The sequence below is a fragment of the Psychrobacter okhotskensis genome, assembly GCF_965638355.1.
GTDB lineage: Bacteria > Pseudomonadota > Gammaproteobacteria > Pseudomonadales > Moraxellaceae > Psychrobacter > Psychrobacter okhotskensis.
On record NZ_OZ281822.1, the window covers coordinates 2,159,850 to 2,180,169 of the forward strand.

Here is a 20,320-nt window from a genome sequence, read left to right on the forward strand (position 1 = left end):
AGATGAAAGGTGAGTTATGTCAACAATGATAAAAGACTGTCAGCACTTATAATGACTAAATTAAACACTCAAGCTTCAGCCATCGATATGTCTGAAGCGACGGCAGAATCTACTGTGACACCACTATCGCGCGCGCATTTGGTACAAAAATATTACTATGCACCTACAGAATCAGGTGGTAGCCAGCAAGCGTATATTGAAGATCAATCAGCAAATTTGGTCGTAGAAGCAGCGATTTCTATTATCATTAACGGCATTCATTATGCAGTATTGATGGCAAGCCCTTATCAGCTAGAATATCTAGCGATAGGCTTTTTGTTCAGCGAAGGTTTGATTCAACACAGCCATGACTTATTAGACTGGGAAGTGACCCAGCTGACAGATATGGCAAGCTATCAAAGATTTACTCAAGACTCAATGGATGAAAATGATACGGCTGGTTCCTTTGAGCAAACCTTAGCACAGCTGCAGGATTACGATATTTATGTGGTGGAATTGACTTTAAATCAGCGCAGTCATCAGCGCATCCAAGCCCAACGGCGGCAGCTGGCAGGGCGTACAGGGTGCGGTATGTGCGGTATCACAGGTTTGACCCAAGCGTTGCCTGACCTAAGTGGCTATAAATCAAATAACCATTCACAAGAGCATTTTCAAAGAGACTTAGAAAGAGACTTAGAAAGAGACTTAAAGAGTGACTTAGAAACTAATCTGGCAAGTGGATTTCATGATAAAAGTCAAAATCAACCCGAAAATAGTGTTAGAAACAAAGCTGCGATGCCAAGTTTTGACTACCTATTGCAAATACGCGCACAAGTAGATGCCACCCAACATACCCATCAACTAACAGGCGCTGTCCATGCGGCGGCAACCATGCAAGGGCAACACTTACATCTCTTTGAAGATGTCGGCCGTCACAATGCCCTCGACAAGCTCATTGGCTGGCAACTACGACACAAAGTAGATGTCGACTGTGTAGTGATGACCTCGCGCCTATCGATCGAGCTGGTACAAAAATCCATTCGTAGCCAAATACCTTGGTTGGTCGGTATGTCTGCACCCACTAGCACTGCCGTGTGTGTCGCAGAGCGCTATGGCTTGGGGTTGGCAGGATTTTTACGTGATAATAGAGTGACTTATTACTCTGGTTTTTAAAACATGGCGGTTCTCTATCCTCCCAATTTAACAAACTTCATCCTATTAATTTCATCTCTTCCTTAGCACGACCCTATCTTATATATTTCATTAAAATCAGTTGTTTGCCCTCTCTCTCCCTCTATGAGCATGAGCGTTTAGTGATGGCTAATGCCTGTCTATCTATGGATAAATTTGAGATTACGTAAATAATAGGTTACTCTTAGTGCACGAACATGTTACATACATTTAACATGGCTGTAGTTTTATTTATCAATAGTAAGTAATTTTCGTTGATTATAACGAATAACTTTATTTGAGATGATGAACACGGACAATGCGTCACATGCGATGATTGGATAAAACGCTATCCAAAACGTTGCTTATTTCAGCTGATAAAGCTGTCTAAATTTAGCTCAGGCCAAGATATTATGGTCTCGTGCTTATCTGTATCTTGCTAAGCGGACATGGTATATGAGTCTGTTTTAGCATCCAGCTACTATCGAGTATGCATACTTGACAGCGTAATGGCTAAGCCATTAACAGACGCATATTGAGAGTTGCCGCTATTGTTTTATTTATTACTAGTGTGGTCAACAACCCCCACTACCATAGTCAGCTGCACCTCACTTTATTATTAATTTGTCATGACAATTTGTGTCATCGCTATTGATATGCGCGAATCGTATGCGCTCTATTAATGTGCTTTATAAGTTCTATTGTCATAACACCTACTGCAGTAGGCACAAATCTATTTCTAACCGTTAAGGGGTAATCAATACCGCTTAACTTTTACTCATTTAAAACAATTGCGAGGTATGAATTTGAAAACTGAGTCATTGTTCCAATTTTCGGCGCTCACCATTATTTTATTATTGGTCGCGTTTTACGGCGGTACCTATCTCTTATCTTTATTAATCAAAAAAGACAAAGAATCTACCACTGGTTTTATGGTTGCAGGTCACGGTGTTGGCTTCGGTATGGGCGCGGCAAGTATGACCGCCACCTGGATTTGGGCCGCTTCCTTTTATGCCGCTGCCACCTCTGGCTATAAATACGGCGTATCAGGGCCGATACATTACGGCTTTTGGGGCGCGCTGATGATTTTGTTCATCTACCCTTTTGGGATGCGCTTTCGTGAGCTTGCTCCCAACGGTCACACTTTAGGTGAGCTTATCCACGCCCGCCACGGCTCATCAAGCCAATTAATTTTAGCCATATCCAACCTTATGGGCAGCTTAATTAGCTTGATGGTCAACTTTACCGCTGCTGGGGCATTGGTGTCAGTATTGTCACCATTATCATTCCAAACAGGGGTAATTATCGCGGGTGTCGGGGTATTGAGCTATACCTTAACCTCAGGGTTTCGTGCTTCAGTCTTTACTGATTTTGCCCAATTGGTCGCTTTGATGGCCATTGGTGTCATCATCATTCCAGCGGTACTATTCTCCATGGGTGGTCCTGCAGTGATGGTCAGCGGACTATCGAATTTGACCTTAGAGCAGCAGGATTTCTTTTCCTCTGAAGCCTTTTTTCAGCAAGGTGCACCCTATTTTGTCGCAGTATTGGCCTATGCTATCGGTAATCAAACCATTACCCAGCGCTTATTTGCCATTGATAAAACTAAAATTAAGGCGACATTTGTTACCGCCACAGTCGGTTATGCCGGTATCGTCATTGGGCTTGGTATGATTGGCTTAATGGCTTTGACCATTGGCATCGAACCACTTGATGGCAATATGAACAACTTGATTCCACAAATGGTCAGTATGTACCTGCATCCGGTCTTTATTGCCTTATTCTTTATTTTGGTCATTGGTTCATTATCTTCAACGGCTGACTCAGATTTGTCTGCGCTATCAACCATTATGATGGCCGATGTCTACGCCAAAAATATCGCCAAAAAAGGTGGCATCAAGCCAAAAACCATGATGCTCGTCGGTCGTGGCACGATGATTGTCGCGACGGCAGCGGGACTCATCTTTGCCAGCTTCAAGCTTGATATTCTAGTGATGCTGGTATTTGTTGGTGCCTTATGGGGTGCAATTGTTTTCCCTGTCATCGCCAGTGTATTCTGGAATCGTGTGACCAACGTCGCCTTTACCTCAGCAGTGATTGTCGGACTTTTATTATTCTGTGTAGCGCGTTTTGAGTTGATACCTATTGTTGGCATCACCGCCCTATTCTTTGAAATCTTAGCCAGTGTCGGTGGCGCGGTGGTCATCGGTCTGATGGTATTTGGTTTCTTAGGTCGTAAGATTGGCATGGGCGCGGCTGCTATTACCTTGGTGCTGATGTTAATGTTTGCGACTGGATTCTTACGCCAGTACATGATCCTACTCGCTTCACTGACCGCTTACGGTGCCAGTACTATCGTTTGTGTGGTCGTCAGTCTCATGGGTGATGAACATTTCGACTTTGATCTGATCAAACAACGTGTTGGTGACTACGATAAAAAGCCCAAAGTAGCACCCATAACAAAGAGCTAAATAACAGTAGCCCTGACGGATATCTGGTAACACCTAGCAAGTCACTTGCTAAGTGTTACCTATCAATGAATACTATAAGGAGACAACATGGATAGCACGCTTATCTACGGATTATATATTTTAGTCTGGCCAGCGATTACCTTGGGGGTGCTGGTATTGATTTGCACCGCCACCTATCGCGACATCAAAAAAGCCCAACGTAATAATAAAGACATTATTTAACAGCTTAGACTGTATTATTTTTTATACACACCTCGCTAAGCAATAGCTTGTCGAGGCGCGCATATGCTTGATTAAATGGTTCAAATAAACATGAATAATGCTTAAATACTCTTAATCTAATAAATAACGAGCGTTTATCAAAAAAATGACTTGTAATTTATTATATTTTTGCTAATATAGGCCACCTTGATTGGCTGGATGGCAGAGTGGTCATGCAGCGGACTGCAACTCCGTTAACGCCGGTTCGATTCCGACTCCAGCCTCCAATTATTTATTAACTTTACGTTAATTTTGGCTTGCATTATTAGCATAACCGCTTATAATAGCGAGCACTTATCTAGTAACTAGACGGTCTATCAGCTAGCTTATGTTAAAGATAAAACAATTTTTGCCCGGGTGGTGAAATTGGTAGACACAAGGGATTTAAAATCCCTCGCTAGCAATAGCGTGCCGGTTCAAGTCCGGCTCCGGGTACCATTACATAGTCCTATACTATCTTATAGAACAGCTAAAGCCCCTGATATCAGGGGCTTTGTTGTATCTGGCGTTCTATACTGTCCTATGAATCTATCCTAATCCATGCACTTTGAGTATACTGTCAAGTATACCGAGTTTTGAGTCTACTCATAGAGATCTAGGATATGGAAAGAAAAGCGATCAGTTCAGACAGAAGCATCAGCAGCCATAAGCCTGAAGATAAGAAGTACTTCGTTGCTGTCAAAAATCATCCCAAACTATTCTTAATGGTACGTCCTACTGAGACTAAGTCATGGATGTACCGCTACTACCCTCCTTCAAATTCTAAGCAAAGTATTATATCCATTGGTATATATCCAAGTATCTCGTATGCACGTGCGTGTGAGGTTTGGCGTGAATATGAAGACCTGTTAAGCAAAGGTATTGACCCAAAATTTCATCGTGAAGAAATAAAGAAAATTATTATTAGTAAAACTAAAAATTCTTTTAATCATTTTGCTTGGGAGTATTTTGATAGCTTAGATCAGACTCAGAAAAGTAACACCCTCATTCGTAAGAAAGGTCGTCTTGATCTTATATGCAAATATATTGGTGACGAGCCAATCAGCGATATCACCTCACCTAAAATGCTTGAAGTGCTATTAGACATCCAAGCTAAGTCATTAAACAAGGATGGTAAGCCCACAGACAAGGCTGAACGCTGTGCTGGCATTGCCAGTGATGTGTTTGTCTATGCTGGGGCACGAGGTTTCTGTACGAGTGATCCTGCGGCGCTCATTAAGAGCCAATTAGCTAAGTCAAGTTACGGTCATCGTCCTGCGGTTACTAAACCGAAGGACTTGGCTAAATTACTTAAAGCTATCGAAACAATAGAAGGTGACCCAAACACCATAAATTCCCTTAGGCTATTAGCGCTTCTGTTTGTTCGCAATGGTGATTTAAGACGTATGAGCTGGGCTGATCTAGACCTAGAAACTGGCAGATGGCGATTAAAGCCATTGAAGGGGCAAGGCAAGGTAAACATGGTCAAAGACATGGTCGTTCCCCTACCTCGTCAAGCCGTAGCTATATTGAGTGAACAACAAAAAATTAATGGTCATACTGAATACGTATTTTTTAGCCAGACGGCAAAAAAGCATCAGATCATCTCTGATGCGACAGCGAATAAGCGGTTAAAGGATTTAGGCTATAAAGATATACATTGTGCTCATGGCTTTAGAGCGACAGCGAAGACCATCCTACAAGAGCAGTTAAAGTATCCACTTGTGCTTGTAGAGATGGCATTGGGTCATACGACGAAAGATCCTAATGGAACCGCCTATGGTCGATTTGAATACATTGATGATCGTAGTAATATGATGCAGAAGTGGGCGGACTATTTAGATGCTTTGCGTGAAGGTAGAGATACGGCAGAATTTAGAGCAGATGCCCAAAACAAGTCTGATTCTACTACCCATCTGCAAGCGTTGATTGACCAGCTGGGAGAGGATAAGGTTTTAAGGATACTTCAAGCTGATGTAATGTGAATATAGGTAAAGCCAGCTGTATTATTAACATTAGTCAAATATATATTATTAATAGAAACATTTTTAATTCATGAATTATTTTGTTAGCTATAAAAGCTTTTGTAACACAGCCTTTAGACAGATTTGTATCTCATGATTATTTATGTGTAGTATATAAATATAAGTGTTTATAAATAGCGTGTAAAACTACCACATAACAATAATTTAAGAGAATTTATTATGATAGATAATTTGAACAAAAAGTCTTCAGCTAATAAAACTGGGGCAGGTAAGATTAAATTCGGCGGCATGAATGGTGGCGATTCTGTAATATCGGGAGTTTCCTAAAAACTGTGTAACTGCTTATAATCCACTAACCGGAGAATAAGCAATGACTACTCAATCTGACATTAAAAAACTGGCCGAGCAAATGGCTGGTAGCATGAAAAGCTTCGATGACATCAAAGACTTCCAAAAGCAGCTCATGCAATCTTTTATCGATACTGCCTTAGAGGCTGAGATGGAAGACCATCTCGGCTACCCCAAACATGAAAAGGCGGATAAATCTAATAAGCGCAACGGTCACACTAAAAAGACCGTCCGTAGCGACACAGGCGAGCTTGAGATATCCACCCCAAGAGACCGTCATGGTGACTTTGAACCTACACTCGTTAGTAAGCATCAAACCCGTATCTCAGGTCTCGATGATAAAATCATATTCCTTTACGCCAAAGGTCAAACCACCACTGAGATCGTAGAGAGCATTAAAGAGCTCTATGACGTCGACATCTCAAGCTCTCTTGTCTCAAGAGTCACTGACAATATATTAGATGACATTACCGCTTGGCAGAACAGACCGCTGAGCAGTGTTTATCCTATCGTCTATTTGGACTGCATTGTCGTCAAAGTACGTCAAGACAAGCAGATCATCAACAAAGCCATTTACTTAGCCCTAGGCGTCAATCTTAGCGGTAAGAAAGAGCTGCTTGGTATGTGGCTCTCAGAGAATGAAGGCGCTAAGTTCTGGCTGGGTGTTCTTACCGAGCTTCAAAACCGTGGCGTGCAAGACATACTCATTGCCTGTGTCGATGGTCTAAAGGGCTTCCCTGATGCTATCAACACCGTTTATCCCAACGCTCAGGTTCAGCTGTGTATCGTACACATGGTGCGTTACTCAATGAAGTTCATACCGTGGACGGATAAGAAGGCCGTAGCAGCTGATTTAAAGGCCATCTACGGCGCTGATACGCTTGAGATAGCAGAGGCCAACCTTGAGCACTTTGATGAGGTGTGGGGTGATAAGTACCCACATGTCATCAAGTCTTGGCGGAGTAATTGGGAGGGCTTAACGGTGTTCTTTGGCTACCCTAAAGACATCAGAAAAGTCATATACACCACCAATGCCATCGAGTCATTAAACAGTGTCATTCGGACAGCGGTGAATAAGCGCAAGGTGTTCCCATCTGATCAAGCTGCATTTAAAGTGGTGTACTTAGCCACCCAGCAGGCATCCAAAAAGTGGTCGATGCCCATTCGTAACTGGACGTCTGCTTTAAATCGCTTTATGATTATGTTTGATGATCGTATCAGCAGGCATTTAATCTAAATGGCAGTTACACAGAATCTGGGATGGGCTCTTATTTACAGCAGCTCATTGTACATAGCAGTGTACCTTTCAACATGAAAAAATCATTCTTTTTGAAAGACTTTTATCTTTTTACTTTAGGTAAGTTTTTAGGATAGATAACACATCTTCTATCTCTTGTTGTCGTTGTTGTTGGGTAATGTCTTCTGCCCCTAAATGTTCTCTTATATGCTCTTCCAAGACTTCTTTCATAAGGCCATTCACCGCGCCCTTTAATGCCGCTATTTGCTGCAAAAGAGCCATGCATTCAGGATTACCTTCTAATGACGCTTCTATTGCTACTGACTGACCTTTGATACGTCTGATACGTCCTAGTAGCTTGCTCTTACTGTTTTGAGTGTGTGACATTATTTTATTGCCTTACATTATACTGGGGGGTAGTATATTTATTAATGATGTTTATAATACATAAGATTGCCATCTTTTTATATACAGCTAAGGATTTAAAACGTGAAAGAATCAAGTATTCAGTGGGAACACTCTCATAATTTCGGTGTCGATAGTGCCCAAAACAAATCTAAAGTAAAGATTGTATTTTGGTTGACGACGATAATCATGGTTTTAGAGATCGCTGCTGGTACATGGTCTGGCTCTATGGCATTACTTGCTGATGGGTGGCACATGGGCACACATTCAGCCGCATTTCTTATCGCTATCTTTGCTTATTCGTATGCTAAAAAGAACGCTAATAATAAATTATTTAGTTTTGGTACGGGCAAGGTAAATTATCTCGGTGGTTTTGCGAGTGCCATTGCATTAGCCATTGTCGCATTATTAATGATTTTAGAATCAGTCCAACGAATAATAGAGCCAAATAATATATATTTTAACGAAGCCATTATCGTTGCTGTTATTGGTCTAATCGTAAACATAGTATCGGCATTTATACTTAAAGATGACCATCACCATGACCATGACCATGACCACAATATGAAAGCGGCTTATTTACACGTTTTAGCGGATGCCCTAACTTCTGTGCTTGCTATCGTGGCGTTATTAACCGGTAAATATATGGGCATCATCTGGATTGATCCTGTCATGGGCATTGTCGGTGCAATAGTGATTCTTCACTGGTCTTATGGATTGATCAAAGAATCGAGTACCGTGCTTTTAGATAAATCTGTTGATGTTTCAACTTTTGAGAAGATATCGCAGACTCTCGATAAGAAAAATACGATTATTAACGATATTCATGTCTGGAAAATTGCGTCAACCCACCAAGCTGCCATCCTTTCAGTATCCTCACCATCCCCTTTAAGTACGGAAGAATACAAAAAAATATTATTAGAATCTTTACCTCAACTGTCTCATATGTCTGTTGAAGTTAATAAAACCTGAATAGGGTTATTTGAATCTAGGAAAGTGCCTTGATAAATCAGTAGCATAGTAAGCTTCAGAATATCAGCGCCGTATATCATTTTTTTTGAGAAAAAGTCCTTGGTAGTGCCCTTTTCAAACACTAATGCTTCCGCAATGGCAACCCCCTTCTTGTATACAGATTCAAAATCAATGACCTGAGCTCGGCCAACGCGGATGATAGTCATCGACTACGAAAGGATGGGTATGTCGTATCCCGTTGGGTGTAGGAGATCCAGTAGCATGGATATGACCCTCTGGTAGATTGAAATGCTCATGTTCAATCTCTGTTAAATCAATAGACGGCCAGACTCTAAAAGCCGCCCATACCGCTAGTGCAGCAGCACCGCCTAATACTGCAAAAGCAACAGTCATACTGTAATGAGCACCTAACCAACCTGCCAAGGGGTAAAATACCAACCAACTGACATGAGATAAAGCAAACTGAGCGGCAAACAGTGCTGGGCGATCTTCTTGATGTGAGGATCGCCATAGCAAGCGGCCAGAGGGAGTTTGAGCAGCAGAATAACCCAAACCTAACACGAACCATAAGGCCATAAGTGAGTTTTGTCCCATCATCAATGTACCAGCGAACATACCCACCACTAACAGCCCAACACCGCTTAACATGACCCTACGGTCTGTCAGCTTACTTAGTAGGCTTGGCAAAACCAATGCAGCAATCATAGAGCCAGCGCCAAAGCTCGCTAAGGCTAATGCCACTGCACTCTGAGTGAGTCCCATGCCACCCTGAACGATCACTACTGTATTCACAAAAACCATAGACGCAGCGGCAGAGACCGCAACATTGACTGCAAGCAATCCGCGCAATCGAGGTGTGGCTAAATAGATCCGAATACCGCGCGTAGTTCTATCATAGATGCTACGACGCTCTGGTATAGCATGTGGGGGCAGTACCACCGATACGACCAATAGGGCAGAGGCTAAAAACCCCAGCACTGTCCCCGTAAACAGATTATGAAAGCTCATTACTGTCAGCAATGCTGCTGCTAACATGGGACTTATCAGACTTTCCATATCGTACGCAAGGCGTGAAAGTGATAAGGCTTTAGTGTAATCCTGCTCGTCAGGCAGAACATCAGGAATAGTGGCTTGAAAAGTCGGCGTGAATGCTGCTGAGGCAGCTTGCAATACAAAGATCAGCACGTAAACTTCCCAAATCTGCGAAACAAACGGCAAAAGCAGGGCGACACCTGCTCGTATCACATCTAGCGTTACCAACATCGTACGTTTGGGCAGTCGTTCGGCAAAGGCTGCTGCAATTGGGGCGATACCAACATAAGCAATCATCTTGATGGCCAATGCGGTTCCCATAACGACACCAGCATTACTACCTGCCAGATCAAAAGCTAATAACCCTAGCGCCACAGTAGCGAGGCCAGTTCCAATTAAAGCAATGACTTGGGCAGCAAACAAGTGACGATAAGTTCGATTCACAAAAACACTTAGCATCCGAGCCTCTTTATTTCAGCCGATGGACCTTATAGATAACGGGTTATTTCCTTAAACTCATCTAGAGAGTCTTTCTGTTCTTTGTCGACAGATCCTAGTAAATCTTCAAGGCAATGATCCAAGTGGTCCTGAATTAGAACTTTCTTAGCTTGATGAATGGCATTTTCTACAGCTTGCAGCTGCTGCGCTACATCAAGACAAGTTCGTCCATCTACTAACATCTCTATCGTACTATTCAGATGACCATTTGCTTTTTTAAGACGTTTAATCACGGCTGGATGAGATGCATGTATGTGCGGTTTTTTCATAGTTATAGTGCCCTTCCTCTAGGGAACATGATTATACCCGATAAAAATATAAGTCTTTTTATTGACAGTATCCCCCCCTAGGGGATAATATCTTACTCCTTAATTGCTCGGTTTGCATTTAAAAAATTCGTATTTTATGTGCCCTATCTGTAAGAAAGTGCTTTGAGGTGCCAGTCATAATTACTTTCTATTGAATGAGTTCAAAATTTTTTATTGTATTACATTAGGCCGCGTATCCATTATTTCACACCATAGGATTCTCAATGCACAGCTATGCTCATAATAGGTCAACAAGCTCGTCATGGGCGACTTGGCAGACCCGTCTGCTGTTACTTTCGGTACTGCTTTCCTGTGTCATTTTTGGCAGTAACGAAGCTTTTGCTCACGCTGTTACAGCGGGTGATAAAGGTTATATTCAGGAAATTTCAGGAGTCAATATTTTACCCTTTATGTACTTGGGTGCTAAGCACATGATAACGGGATATGACCATATACTGTTCCTCTTCGGGGTCATCTTCTTTCTTTACCGTATGAAACATATTGGTGTCTATGTGAGCCTATTCGCATTAGGTCATTCCACCACGATGATTTTAGGTGTGTATTTCAACATTGGTATAAATAGTTATCTGATTGATGCAATTATTGGCCTCTCTGTTGTTTATAAAGCTTTAGACAACATTGGTGCTTTCCAGCGATGGTTCGGATATCAACCAAATACAAAAATAGCGGTACTTATATTTGGTCTTTTCCATGGCTTTGGGTTGTCAACTAAGATTCTAGAATACGATATGTCTCCTGACGGCCTGCTACCTAACTTACTCGCATTTAACGTGGGTGTGGAGATTGGGCAACTATTAGCTCTAGCAATCATATTGATTGGCATGAGCTACTGGCGACGCACGTCAAGTTTCATCCGTAACGCTTATACCGCCAACGTTGCCATGATGAGCGCAGGATTTATTTTAGTGGGCATGCAGCTTACTGGCTATTTAATGTCTCAATAACCCAAGGATTTCTAATATGTATAACAGTGACACCCCTTCACAAGCTGAGCTGCCCTCTTCAAATCAACTCATAAAATCTACTATTCTGGCTGCAATTGCAGCAATAGTCATTTTATTTACAGTGGTTCTACCGGCAGAATATGGTATTGATCCAACTGGGGTTGGTAAACTGCTTCGATTAACAGAGATGGGACAGATTAAGCAGCAATTGGCAGAAGAAGCTGCCGCAGATGCGGCTGGTTTAGTAGCAACCGGAACCTCAGACATTGACAATATGACAGAACAAACAATAAATACCACGCCTACTGATACTACCGTTGCTGATGGACAGTGGCGTGATGAGATTCCCTTCACCCTGACTCCAGGTGAAGGAATAGAAATTAAAATGAAAATGTCTGAAGGTGATAAAGCAAATTACTCTTGGGCAGTCACTGGCGGTGAGGTTAATTTTGATACTCACGGTGATGCCTTGGGTAAAGCCATTAGCTATGAGAAAGGTCGCGGGGTTGCTTCTGATGAAGGCGTTTTAGAGGCCGCATTTACAGGTAATCACGGTTGGTTCTGGCGAAATCGTGGCGATTCAGATGTTCAAGTTGTTTTACGTACCCGTGGCGATTACAGCACTATTAAAACGATGTAAAAACGTGCACTAATAATCTAAATAAATCCTAGCAGCAAAACACATTAGGTTAGCCGCTGAAAATGCATTAAAAAAATGCTTGTTAGGAAAAATACTAAACGATGTGCTCACAGCTACATCAAGCGTTCGTGGCTGTGACCAACCATTTCACCAACTCACGGGCAGAAGCCTTATTCAAGCACTGCGGACAATTCAGATAGGTCATCACGCAGTCATTCAAATCAGTTAGCATATGTAACAATAACCCCAAACCAATTATTTTATAGGTCTTAGGTAGAAATAGCATAGCCGCATATGCTGCCATTGCATAATAAGTATGCAGCGGATGAAAGTTAATACTACAGCGATTGGGCGAAAAAATAGGCGTGGCTAGCAAATGATCTAAGTCTACTAGCATAGTTGCTAAAAGAATCAAATATACTCGTTTATAGTCGTCACGAAAAAATATATAGGCAACCATCAACGGCATGCCAAAGTGTAGAAAATAATGGATAACGGTTTGAATCATCGTTTTTTCCGATTCCAGATAGTTTGTAGTGGCACAACAGTCTCAGATAAAACATAAGATATTTTTGTCTTTCGACTGCATGTGAAATATATGCATCATACATACACTCACTCTCTTATTATTGTACCTGTCCAAAAAAACACTAGCTAATATAGGACATACCCCAACGGAACCATCCAAACAGACCGTTTAAACGATAAACAGACTACCTAAAATAGACTGATATTAGCGAACTACTTATAGCAAGGGGTGGCGTAAACAACACTATCAATACAATACTAAAAGCCAATACCATTACTTAGGTTATTGAACCGCCGATAAGTTAAAACTCCTCGAGCAATTACTGAAAGCTATCTACTAGATTTTCACTAATTGTCGTCTTGATGACTAGCTTTTCAGGTATCTCTACTGCTTCACCTGTCTTAGGATTTCTACCCAAACGACTCTTGCGCTTAACCTTTTGGAAATTTGCAAACCCTACTAACTTCAATCTTTCATTTTCTTCGAGGTTAGCTAAAGAGTCGGCTAAAACATCCAAAACTGAGTTTAGTACAACCCTTGCCTCATCTTGATTCACATTTAATTTTGGTGCCAACTCGCTAATGATATCTTGCTTATTCATGCTTACCTCTCGTTGTTATTAGAATCATTTTGACTTCATTCCCTTGGTTTGGTGAGGAGATGCCGTAAATGTTAGGTCTCGCGGGGGAGGTTGTTAAAACCTAGGCGCGCGCTCATCGTCTAAGTACTCTTGCATAGGACGCTTGGTAAAGCGTTCAGAGTCTCTTTTAACCCAAGCACCACTTGACTGATTAACAGGGTTTTGAGCTGATACCAAGCCGTGGGAGTTTCCCAAACTCTGTGTCACTGCTGCTTACCCCCGATCCATACTTACACAGAATCTGGGATGGGCTCTCAGCTCAAAATCCCCTCAAACATATCATTTAAATAAGCGGTTTGATTACCTACCATAAACAACACATTTCGTTCTTTCAGTTCATCTTCGCTTAAGGAATTGTTTATCAACTCTTTCATTGGCGTCGTGGTCAAAATAAAGCTATTTAGTATCAGCTTATCTTCTAAGCGACTCTCAAGGGTTTTTATTTCTTTATATAGATTAATTTTGGCATCATCAGTATTCATGTTGCGGATACCCTTAGGATCAATCAAGGTCAGGTACTGCTCACCCGTCTCTTTGTGTACTAACCACAATAAAAAGTCTGGATAAAAATTACCTGCTAGTGCAAAACCTAATCCTTTGTATCGGTTATCGGGATTACGAAGTAAATATATATAGTAATCTTTAAGCGCATCAATCTGTTTATCAGAATTGATATAACGCTGTAGATCATCAACGAACTTAACTTCGCTACTCTCACCCTTACTGTCATAATCAAATACTGAAGGCGACCAAGTAAATGGCAAGCTATCATCATTTTTGCTGAACAATGGATAATACAGATGCTTGTCAAATACGACTGTACGTAAGCTACCATCCTGCCAGTTGACTGTCTTCTCTAGCTTTCCATCATTGACTATATCTTGTAACTTGGTAAGGCGTTTAAAGTACTCTTCTGCCTCACCATTAAACCCTTCTTTTGATGTAAATACATATTTGTCGCACATGTGAATAGGCAGATCATCGTCACCGACATTAAACTCTGTCACTTCATAGTACTGACCTTCGTATGCGTTTTTCATGGTTTTGTAAAATCTGTCCATGTACGCTTGTAGCAGCTCTAATAAGACGCTTTGCTGAAAGCGAATACCCTCTACATCTTTCGTCAGCTTTTCGCTATCGACCAATAGCCTATACCAGTCATCATGGGTATTCTTAATTGGCTTACAGCAGAACGCTCTAAGCTCGTCGATACCAAGACGTATGTTGGTATAGCCACGTTGCATCTTATACTGCTGTAATTGTAAATATAAACTGTCAAAATCAAAGAAGGGCATGATATCAGGCGATATTTCATGCTCTTGACGCTTGTCTTTTAAGTCATTATTACGCTTGCGCTTATCGGTATGATAGGCTTGGAGTCGTGGGTATAAGTCTAAAATCACAAACGGCTTTTTAATTTTCCCCTGATACTTATCAGGAATTTCAAATAGCGACAGCTTAACCTGTGCCTTGAAGCCATTTGGCTGATTATCCTTGTAACCATCTTTAAGCGTCAAAGTCTTGAGTCTATGAGGTGCTGCTATACGATTGGTATTGAAATCTAAAGTGACTAAATCTTGGTTAAGGACGATACCTTCATCGTTTAGATAGTCACGGAATTTTTCCATATAGTCAGCATGTAAGCCAAAGATATTAATCGTTTGTAGCAAATCTAGATACAGATCTTTATATTCAGCTTTACTATAAATATTGTGCGGCGTTCGTTTGAGTGAGAAGCCCTCACCTTTTAAACGTACACCTCGACCGAACAATTGAATGATTTGTGAGCCTTCACCAGAACCCATATTCAATAGACCCATAGTCGAGACTCGCCAACTACTCCAGCCTTCGGTAAATTTACGTGAGCCAATGAGCAGATTGGTTTTGCTATTATCGTCGTTGATGGTATCAAATAGCGTCGGGGTGAATTCATCGGTACGCGTATTTAGATAATGGCTATCACTTAGCTTTTCACAGTGATCAAATAAGCCTTTTTCATCACCTACGTTTATCACGCCAAACGGTGTATTCTCACCAATTTGTAGGCGTAGCTCGCCTGTGTTTTGAGTGATCCGTATGACGTTTAAGCGCTGGTTACTTCCTGCATTGAAGAACTGACTGAGTATATCTTGATAAATAGCTTCAGCGTCTCTACCGTGTAATGGAGCAAAACGATTAACAAAAATATTGTTACCTTTGTTATCGACTAAACGTGACTTATTGGTAATAAAGTCATGAATCCAGTTGATGGTTTCTGCTTTATGACGACTGTCTAAAAAGTCAGCTAAAAATTTGATGATGGTCAAAATATCTGAATCATCATCATTTACTTTGTTACCGACGAATACCCAAAGGGGGTTTTCAACTTTGAATTGCTTAAGACGTCCGACGTTATTTTGATAAAGGTGCTGCTGCTGGTAAAAAGCCAATAAGCAGGCAGTTAGATATAGCTGCTGATTATCCTGTGTCTCACCTTTTTTCATATTGAGAATATTGACTTCTTTACCATAGCCATCATCATAAAAATACTTGTACGAGTAGTCAAACAAGATGTTTTTTGCATAGACTTCACGCAAGGCTTCGCGTCGTGCTTTTTGCTTTTCCAGCTCATCTAAACTTAGAGCCTTTAGCTGAGCATCGTCTAGTTTGGTTAATGCTTTAGTACCAAAGTGCATTTTTGCTTTGGTTTTTATCTCTTCTTCTTCTTGCTTGATGACGTTGTTGGATTTATTAATCGCTTGACCAAAGGTTGCTGAATATTCAAAGCTAAAGCCATCTTTTGTCAGCGTGTCACGATAGCTCATCCATACACCAGCACTACTTGTGCCACGATGGCCCTCATCAATAAGTACAAGGTTTTGACCTTCTAGTGACTCTACCGCTATCGTCTTATCGCCATCCCTTTCAGCCAGCTTATGGATATCAATAATTTGAACATATTTCAAAAACTGGTCACGGGATTTGTTCTTTTGGAATATCATGGCTTCGATACCAGACATCTTGAACTCTTCAAGATGCTGATTGCTTAGCCCATCATTAGGAGTCAGTAGAATTATCTGCTCGATTTTATCATTGTGGCTGGCGTGCTCAGTGTAGTACTGATACTGCAAAATATTGATATGCATCAGTAATGTCTTGCCGCTACCTGTGGCGCTCCAATACGCAACCTTATTTAAGTCGTTGGCTACATACGGTTGTAATATCTCGCTATCGCTTTTGTCCTCGTTATAGGCATCTACGGTAGCGTTGAGCTCCTCTAGCATCTGCTCAGAATGATTGAAGTATTGATCTAAGTAATACTCCGTAAATAATAATGACAGATACTGAAAGTATTTTAAGTTCAGCTCACTATTAGCTTGCTCATTGCGAGCCTCACTAATCTGTAGCCAGTAACGCACGATATTTCTATCATAGCGTCTTAAGGTATCGATATCTAAAGTCTGCTTACCGACTAAGTCTCTAGTCAGCTCAGTGAAAAACTTGGTTTGACCGGCATCCTCACCTTCGTATTCAATACCTTCATGGACAGGCAAATCTAATAGCGTATGCATGCCCTTAATATTATCAGGATTGAACTTTGACCATAGCCACTGCGTAAGTACCAGCTGCTCATGAAAGTTTATCTTTTTGCTTTTCTTTTTACTGGGATTAGCCATAACTTACTCTGCAAACATGCGCTCAAGGAATACCTGCTCTATTGAGCGGACTTTTAGTTGTCTCTCATTACCATCAGTACTGGTAAGCTTGGTGTTGATGTTATGATCACCATTGACGTATATCTGCTGATACTCGCTATCTAAGGCATTGATACGCAGCTTTTGTAGCGTCTTGTCCAGCTCATCATAACCAATCTGTTCACAGTCACGCCAAAATATAGTCACTAGCTCACCTGTACGCAAGTGCCCATCAACCTGTACAAACCCTCGATCTAGCTGATAGTCTATATTTCTAACCTTTAGCCCTATGAGATAGTTAAAGGTATCGATAAGATCAATGTTTTGTACCGTATAAGCACCAGCGCTGTCGGCTGTTATCTTGAGCTGATAATCAAAAGGGTTTGCGAAGTCAGCTACATTAAGTAGCGAGTCTTTGCTCTCGATATCGAGCATGTAGTGCATGAGATAGTCGTCTTGCTGAGCAGGGGTTAAGTCAGAAAACAAATCATTCTGAGCGGGACTACGGTTAAGCTCCAGGTTATTTAAAGTGTCTTCATAGCTTTCAAGCTTGACGACTTTTAGACAATGACTGATGCCTTTATAAGGGTTTTCTGTACTTCCGCTACTCTTACTTTTAGGCAATAAAGGCTTACCGCCTTTCCAACCTTCGCTATAGACTACTTTTTGAATACGTGGCTTGAGTACAGTATCAAAATACTCACCTTGCTCAACTAGAATATATTTACGATTACCACCATCTTCACGATTTAAATTTATTGCTGCGTGTGCAGTTGTTCCACTTCCTGCAAAGTAATCTAAGTTGATTGTGTCTTTTTGAACTTTGCTATACAGTACCAATATTCTTTTTACTAGCTCAATTGGTTTTGGCTTTATTCTGTTTAATGTTTCTTTAGATATATTGCTAAATAAATCGTATAAGCCTTTAGTTGCATGGCTAGTTGTTTTCACATCATCCCACAGCGTAGTTGTTGTTCTTCCTTTACCTTGAGCATCGCTATAAAAGCGCTTAAACGCAGGTCTTGATTTACCTGACTTGCCGAATATGATTGTGCCTTCCTTTAGTAAATCAATGACATCTTTTTCTTCAAAACGCCAATGTCTTCCTTCAGGAGGATAAAAAACTTCTTCAGTATCAGGGTTAGTTATAGCATAACTCAAGTTTTCACGAATATCAGGAGCATCCATTGGATCTAGCTTCCATGGACCTCTTGAGTCATTATCTGGATTGATAAAACCGTCCAAAGATTCAGGGAGTCTAAAATCACCTTTGTGAGTATTGAGATAGCTCTTATTTTTTGAATAAAAAGTTGTATGGTTAATCGAGCCAGAAATTATAGTATCACTTGAAACAGACGAACGACTTTTCCAGATTACATCTGCAATAAAGTTATCGGCCCCAAACATACCTTCTAAAATTAAGTTTAGACGAGCATACTCACCATCATCAGTACTAACCCAAATACCCCCGAAATCATTAATCAACTCACGACTTAAAATCAAGCGGCTTTCAAGCATCGTTGCCCAAGATGAATGTTTATAGCTGTCTTTATACAAAAAAGTATTGTTTTCCGTATCACTACCTGTATTGTAAGGAGGGTCAATATAGACACAATTAATCTTTTCTTGGTATTTCTCTTGCATTAAATTCAATGCCTGAAAATTATCACCATTGATTACGAGACCATCCGTCTGCTCATCCAAATCATCAATGCTATTTAATAGCTTAGCTTTAAAGCCCAACTCAAACAAGCTGGTATCTACCATGAGATACGGATGTGCTTCTAAATACTGGCTGCTACCCCAATGCGGTAGGCTATCATCAGTTACTTTAAACCCTAAGCTCTCCCACTGCTGCCACTGAGCCTCATTATCAGCAATTTCGCTATACAGCGCTTCATCGACACGATCAAGCGTAATACAATAATGGCTCGACACCACAAACTTCTTTTTAAGCCACAGCTTCTTTTGAAAGTTTTCTAGCGACGCTAAAAAGTCAATTAACTCACGGCCAATTTTGCGTAAGCATTTAATCAGCGCAAGCTGGCGCTCTATCTCTATAAAGCCTGAGCTATTAACCACATCGTCTAAATGCATGACTTCGTTTTTGATATAGAAGTCCAGCTCATTATTTAAGAATTTACCTAAGTCTTTATGGATGAAATAATCAGCTGTGTTTTTTTGTGTATAAGTATCTAGATGCTTACGCAGTAAGTCACGATCAGCCTGTTTTTCGGTTGGTGCTGGATGCTTGAGTAAGGTTGCCCATGCTGTACTGACTGTGGTATTTGCCAATATATCGTCATGAGCTTCTGTATTGAGCTTATCTTGTCTGGCCTTGCTGTCCATTACCGCGTATTCAAACCATACCGTCAGCTCATCGCCAGCGTCATTAAGCTCTATAGGATGTACGGTTTCTTCATATTCCTCGCCTTCTTCATCGGTACGAGTTACCGTCTTTGGCTTAGAGAGAATAACGAAGCGACGATTTTTATCATTGTCTTTTTGATTATCCTTCGCCGTATCAGCAGATAACAAACGGAATAAGACGGATTTGTCTGACTCACCTATCGAATTGAAGCGAATACGGTAGTTGCTAAACATCTCACCTGACTTGGTATAGTACTGGTCTTTATTCGCCCAATGCAGCATCACCTCTTCGCCAGAGTAAGGAATGGCATAGGTGTCGCCTTTATAACGGCGCTGACTGATAAAGTCGCCCTCATCATAATAGCGACTAAAAAAGGTGTACAAATGGCTAAACACTTGCGCTTGATCAAAGCTGCTATCAGCATGATCGCGTAGCTCTTGGTACTGCTGTCCAAGTGAGCTTTCGATAGCGGTTTCATTGACTAATTTGCCTGCCTCATCGAACGCACGCTTACCAAACTCGTCCTTAATTTGATTAGTGATACTCTCAAGCTGGCTGTCATGAACATCGCTTTTGGCGTCCGTCAGATACGTCTCTACTTTGGCTCTGAGACGATTATCTAGATAGTCGCTAATTTCATTACGACGCGCGTTCAAAATGCGATAAATACCAAAATCTAGATCAGGACGATCAATTTGAAAGATATTTTTTAGTTTTTGATTAAGATTGGCATATTGGCTCATGGTGAGTCCTTCGACAGGGTTTTTATAGCAGCATTTTGTCATAGGCTTATGACAAAACGAGCTAGGCTAGTCTCAATTAATGAAACCAAACCTAGCTCTAAAATAGAAAAAAA

The 20,320-nt window shown here is 41.1% G+C and carries 16 protein-coding genes and 2 tRNA genes; 10 read left to right on the top strand and 8 right to left on the bottom strand.

Features of this window, described 5'->3' with window-relative positions; translation table 11 throughout:
- Positions 1-51: 51 nt before the first annotated feature.
- From ACSUPM_RS08985 to ACSUPM_RS09015, 7 genes are all read left to right on the top strand, one after another.
- Positions 52-1,152 (top strand): formate dehydrogenase accessory sulfurtransferase FdhD, encoded by a 1,101-nt coding sequence (locus ACSUPM_RS08985; RefSeq protein WP_201576389.1) that lies wholly within the window; start codon positions 52-54, stop codon positions 1,150-1,152.
- An 818-nt stretch (positions 1,153-1,970) separates the two neighbouring features.
- Positions 1,971-3,620 (top strand): sodium:solute symporter family protein, encoded by a 1,650-nt coding sequence (locus tag ACSUPM_RS08990; RefSeq protein WP_198015420.1) that lies wholly within the window; start codon positions 1,971-1,973, stop codon positions 3,618-3,620.
- 87 nt (positions 3,621-3,707) lie between these two features.
- Positions 3,708-3,842, top strand: coding sequence for a putative transporter small subunit (locus ACSUPM_RS08995; RefSeq protein WP_217271599.1), 135 nt, complete (start codon positions 3,708-3,710; stop codon positions 3,840-3,842).
- A gap of 192 nt (positions 3,843-4,034) precedes the next feature.
- Positions 4,035-4,108, top strand: a tRNA-Cys gene (locus ACSUPM_RS09000).
- Between the two features lie 124 nt (positions 4,109-4,232).
- Positions 4,233-4,319, top strand: a tRNA-Leu gene (locus ACSUPM_RS09005).
- 164 nt (positions 4,320-4,483) lie between these two features.
- Positions 4,484-5,845: a tyrosine-type recombinase/integrase gene (locus ACSUPM_RS09010; protein ID WP_340050303.1), complete on the top strand. Its 1,362-nt coding sequence runs from the start codon at positions 4,484-4,486 to the stop codon at positions 5,843-5,845.
- Positions 5,846-6,215: 370 nt separating this feature from the next.
- Positions 6,216-7,430: an IS256 family transposase gene (locus ACSUPM_RS09015; RefSeq protein ID WP_436879861.1), complete on the top strand. Its 1,215-nt coding sequence runs from the start codon at positions 6,216-6,218 to the stop codon at positions 7,428-7,430.
- A 111-nt stretch (positions 7,431-7,541) separates the two neighbouring features.
- On the opposite strand, the gene ACSUPM_RS09020 is transcribed toward ACSUPM_RS09015, so the two are convergent.
- Positions 7,542-7,817, bottom strand: coding sequence for a metal/formaldehyde-sensitive transcriptional repressor (locus tag ACSUPM_RS09020; protein WP_101204373.1), 276 nt, complete (start codon positions 7,815-7,817; stop codon positions 7,542-7,544).
- Between the two features lie 102 nt (positions 7,818-7,919).
- Between ACSUPM_RS09020 and ACSUPM_RS09025 the strand changes: the two genes are divergently transcribed.
- Positions 7,920-8,807, top strand: a complete 888-nt coding sequence (locus tag ACSUPM_RS09025) for a cation diffusion facilitator family transporter (protein ID WP_436879862.1) — start codon at positions 7,920-7,922, stop codon at positions 8,805-8,807.
- Between the two features lie 168 nt (positions 8,808-8,975).
- On the opposite strand, the gene ACSUPM_RS09030 is transcribed toward ACSUPM_RS09025, so the two are convergent.
- Positions 8,976-10,298 (bottom strand): MFS transporter, encoded by a 1,323-nt coding sequence (locus ACSUPM_RS09030; protein WP_436879863.1) that lies wholly within the window; start codon positions 10,296-10,298, stop codon positions 8,976-8,978.
- A gap of 29 nt (positions 10,299-10,327) precedes the next feature.
- Positions 10,328-10,606 (bottom strand): metal-sensing transcriptional repressor, encoded by a 279-nt coding sequence (locus ACSUPM_RS09035; protein ID WP_289047977.1) that lies wholly within the window; start codon positions 10,604-10,606, stop codon positions 10,328-10,330.
- A gap of 263 nt (positions 10,607-10,869) precedes the next feature.
- Between ACSUPM_RS09035 and ACSUPM_RS09040 the strand changes: the two genes are divergently transcribed.
- On the top strand, positions 10,870-11,610 hold the full coding sequence (locus ACSUPM_RS09040) for a HupE/UreJ family protein (RefSeq protein WP_101204369.1): 741 nt from the start codon (positions 10,870-10,872) through the stop codon (positions 11,608-11,610).
- Positions 11,611-11,626: 16 nt separating this feature from the next.
- Positions 11,627-12,250, top strand: coding sequence for a transmembrane anchor protein (locus ACSUPM_RS09045; protein WP_298977980.1), 624 nt, complete (start codon positions 11,627-11,629; stop codon positions 12,248-12,250).
- 118 nt (positions 12,251-12,368) lie between these two features.
- Here the strand turns inward: ACSUPM_RS09045 and ACSUPM_RS09050 are convergent, their stop codons facing one another.
- The 5 genes from ACSUPM_RS09050 to ACSUPM_RS09070 all read right to left on the bottom strand — a co-directional run bounded on the left by ACSUPM_RS09050 (position 12,369) and on the right by ACSUPM_RS09070 (position 20,207).
- A complete protein-coding gene (locus ACSUPM_RS09050; RefSeq protein WP_036592946.1) occupies positions 12,369-12,758 on the bottom strand; it encodes a DUF6122 family protein in 390 nt (129 codons plus the stop codon).
- A gap of 340 nt (positions 12,759-13,098) precedes the next feature.
- Positions 13,099-13,380, bottom strand: a complete 282-nt coding sequence (locus tag ACSUPM_RS09055) for an HU family DNA-binding protein (RefSeq protein ID WP_192529667.1) — start codon at positions 13,378-13,380, stop codon at positions 13,099-13,101.
- Between the two features lie 93 nt (positions 13,381-13,473).
- Positions 13,474-13,614, bottom strand: coding sequence for a hypothetical protein (locus tag ACSUPM_RS09060; RefSeq protein WP_436879864.1), 141 nt, complete (start codon positions 13,612-13,614; stop codon positions 13,474-13,476).
- 59 nt (positions 13,615-13,673) lie between these two features.
- Positions 13,674-17,075, bottom strand: coding sequence for a DEAD/DEAH box helicase family protein (locus ACSUPM_RS09065; RefSeq protein ID WP_436879865.1), 3,402 nt, complete (start codon positions 17,073-17,075; stop codon positions 13,674-13,676).
- 3 nt (positions 17,076-17,078) lie between these two features.
- A complete protein-coding gene (locus tag ACSUPM_RS09070) occupies positions 17,079-20,207 on the bottom strand; it encodes a site-specific DNA-methyltransferase (protein ID WP_436879866.1) in 3,129 nt (1,042 codons plus the stop codon).
- Between the last annotated feature and the right edge of the window lie 113 nt (positions 20,208-20,320).

Coding starts and splice junctions, on each gene's coding strand:
- ACSUPM_RS09040 (WP_101204369.1), top strand. CDS start 10,870: ATGCACAGCTATGCTCATAATAGGTCAACAAGCTCGTCATGGGCGACT.
- ACSUPM_RS08995 (WP_217271599.1), top strand. CDS start 3,708: ATGGATAGCACGCTTATCTACGGATTATATATTTTAGTCTGGCCAGCG.
- ACSUPM_RS09055 (WP_192529667.1), bottom strand. CDS start 13,380: ATGAATAAGCAAGATATCATTAGCGAGTTGGCACCAAAATTAAATGTG.
- ACSUPM_RS09050 (WP_036592946.1), bottom strand. CDS start 12,758: ATGATTCAAACCGTTATCCATTATTTTCTACACTTTGGCATGCCGTTG.
- ACSUPM_RS09010 (WP_340050303.1), top strand. CDS start 4,484: ATGGAAAGAAAAGCGATCAGTTCAGACAGAAGCATCAGCAGCCATAAG.
- ACSUPM_RS09065 (WP_436879865.1), bottom strand. CDS start 17,075: ATGGCTAATCCCAGTAAAAAGAAAAGCAAAAAGATAAACTTTCATGAG.
- ACSUPM_RS09045 (WP_298977980.1), top strand. CDS start 11,627: ATGTATAACAGTGACACCCCTTCACAAGCTGAGCTGCCCTCTTCAAAT.
- ACSUPM_RS09015 (WP_436879861.1), top strand. CDS start 6,216: ATGACTACTCAATCTGACATTAAAAAACTGGCCGAGCAAATGGCTGGT.
- ACSUPM_RS09020 (WP_101204373.1), bottom strand. CDS start 7,817: ATGTCACACACTCAAAACAGTAAGAGCAAGCTACTAGGACGTATCAGA.
- ACSUPM_RS09070 (WP_436879866.1), bottom strand. CDS start 20,207: ATGAGCCAATATGCCAATCTTAATCAAAAACTAAAAAATATCTTTCAA.
- ACSUPM_RS08985 (WP_201576389.1), top strand. CDS start 52: ATGACTAAATTAAACACTCAAGCTTCAGCCATCGATATGTCTGAAGCG.
- ACSUPM_RS09030 (WP_436879863.1), bottom strand. CDS start 10,298: ATGCTAAGTGTTTTTGTGAATCGAACTTATCGTCACTTGTTTGCTGCC.
- ACSUPM_RS09035 (WP_289047977.1), bottom strand. CDS start 10,606: ATGAAAAAACCGCACATACATGCATCTCATCCAGCCGTGATTAAACGT.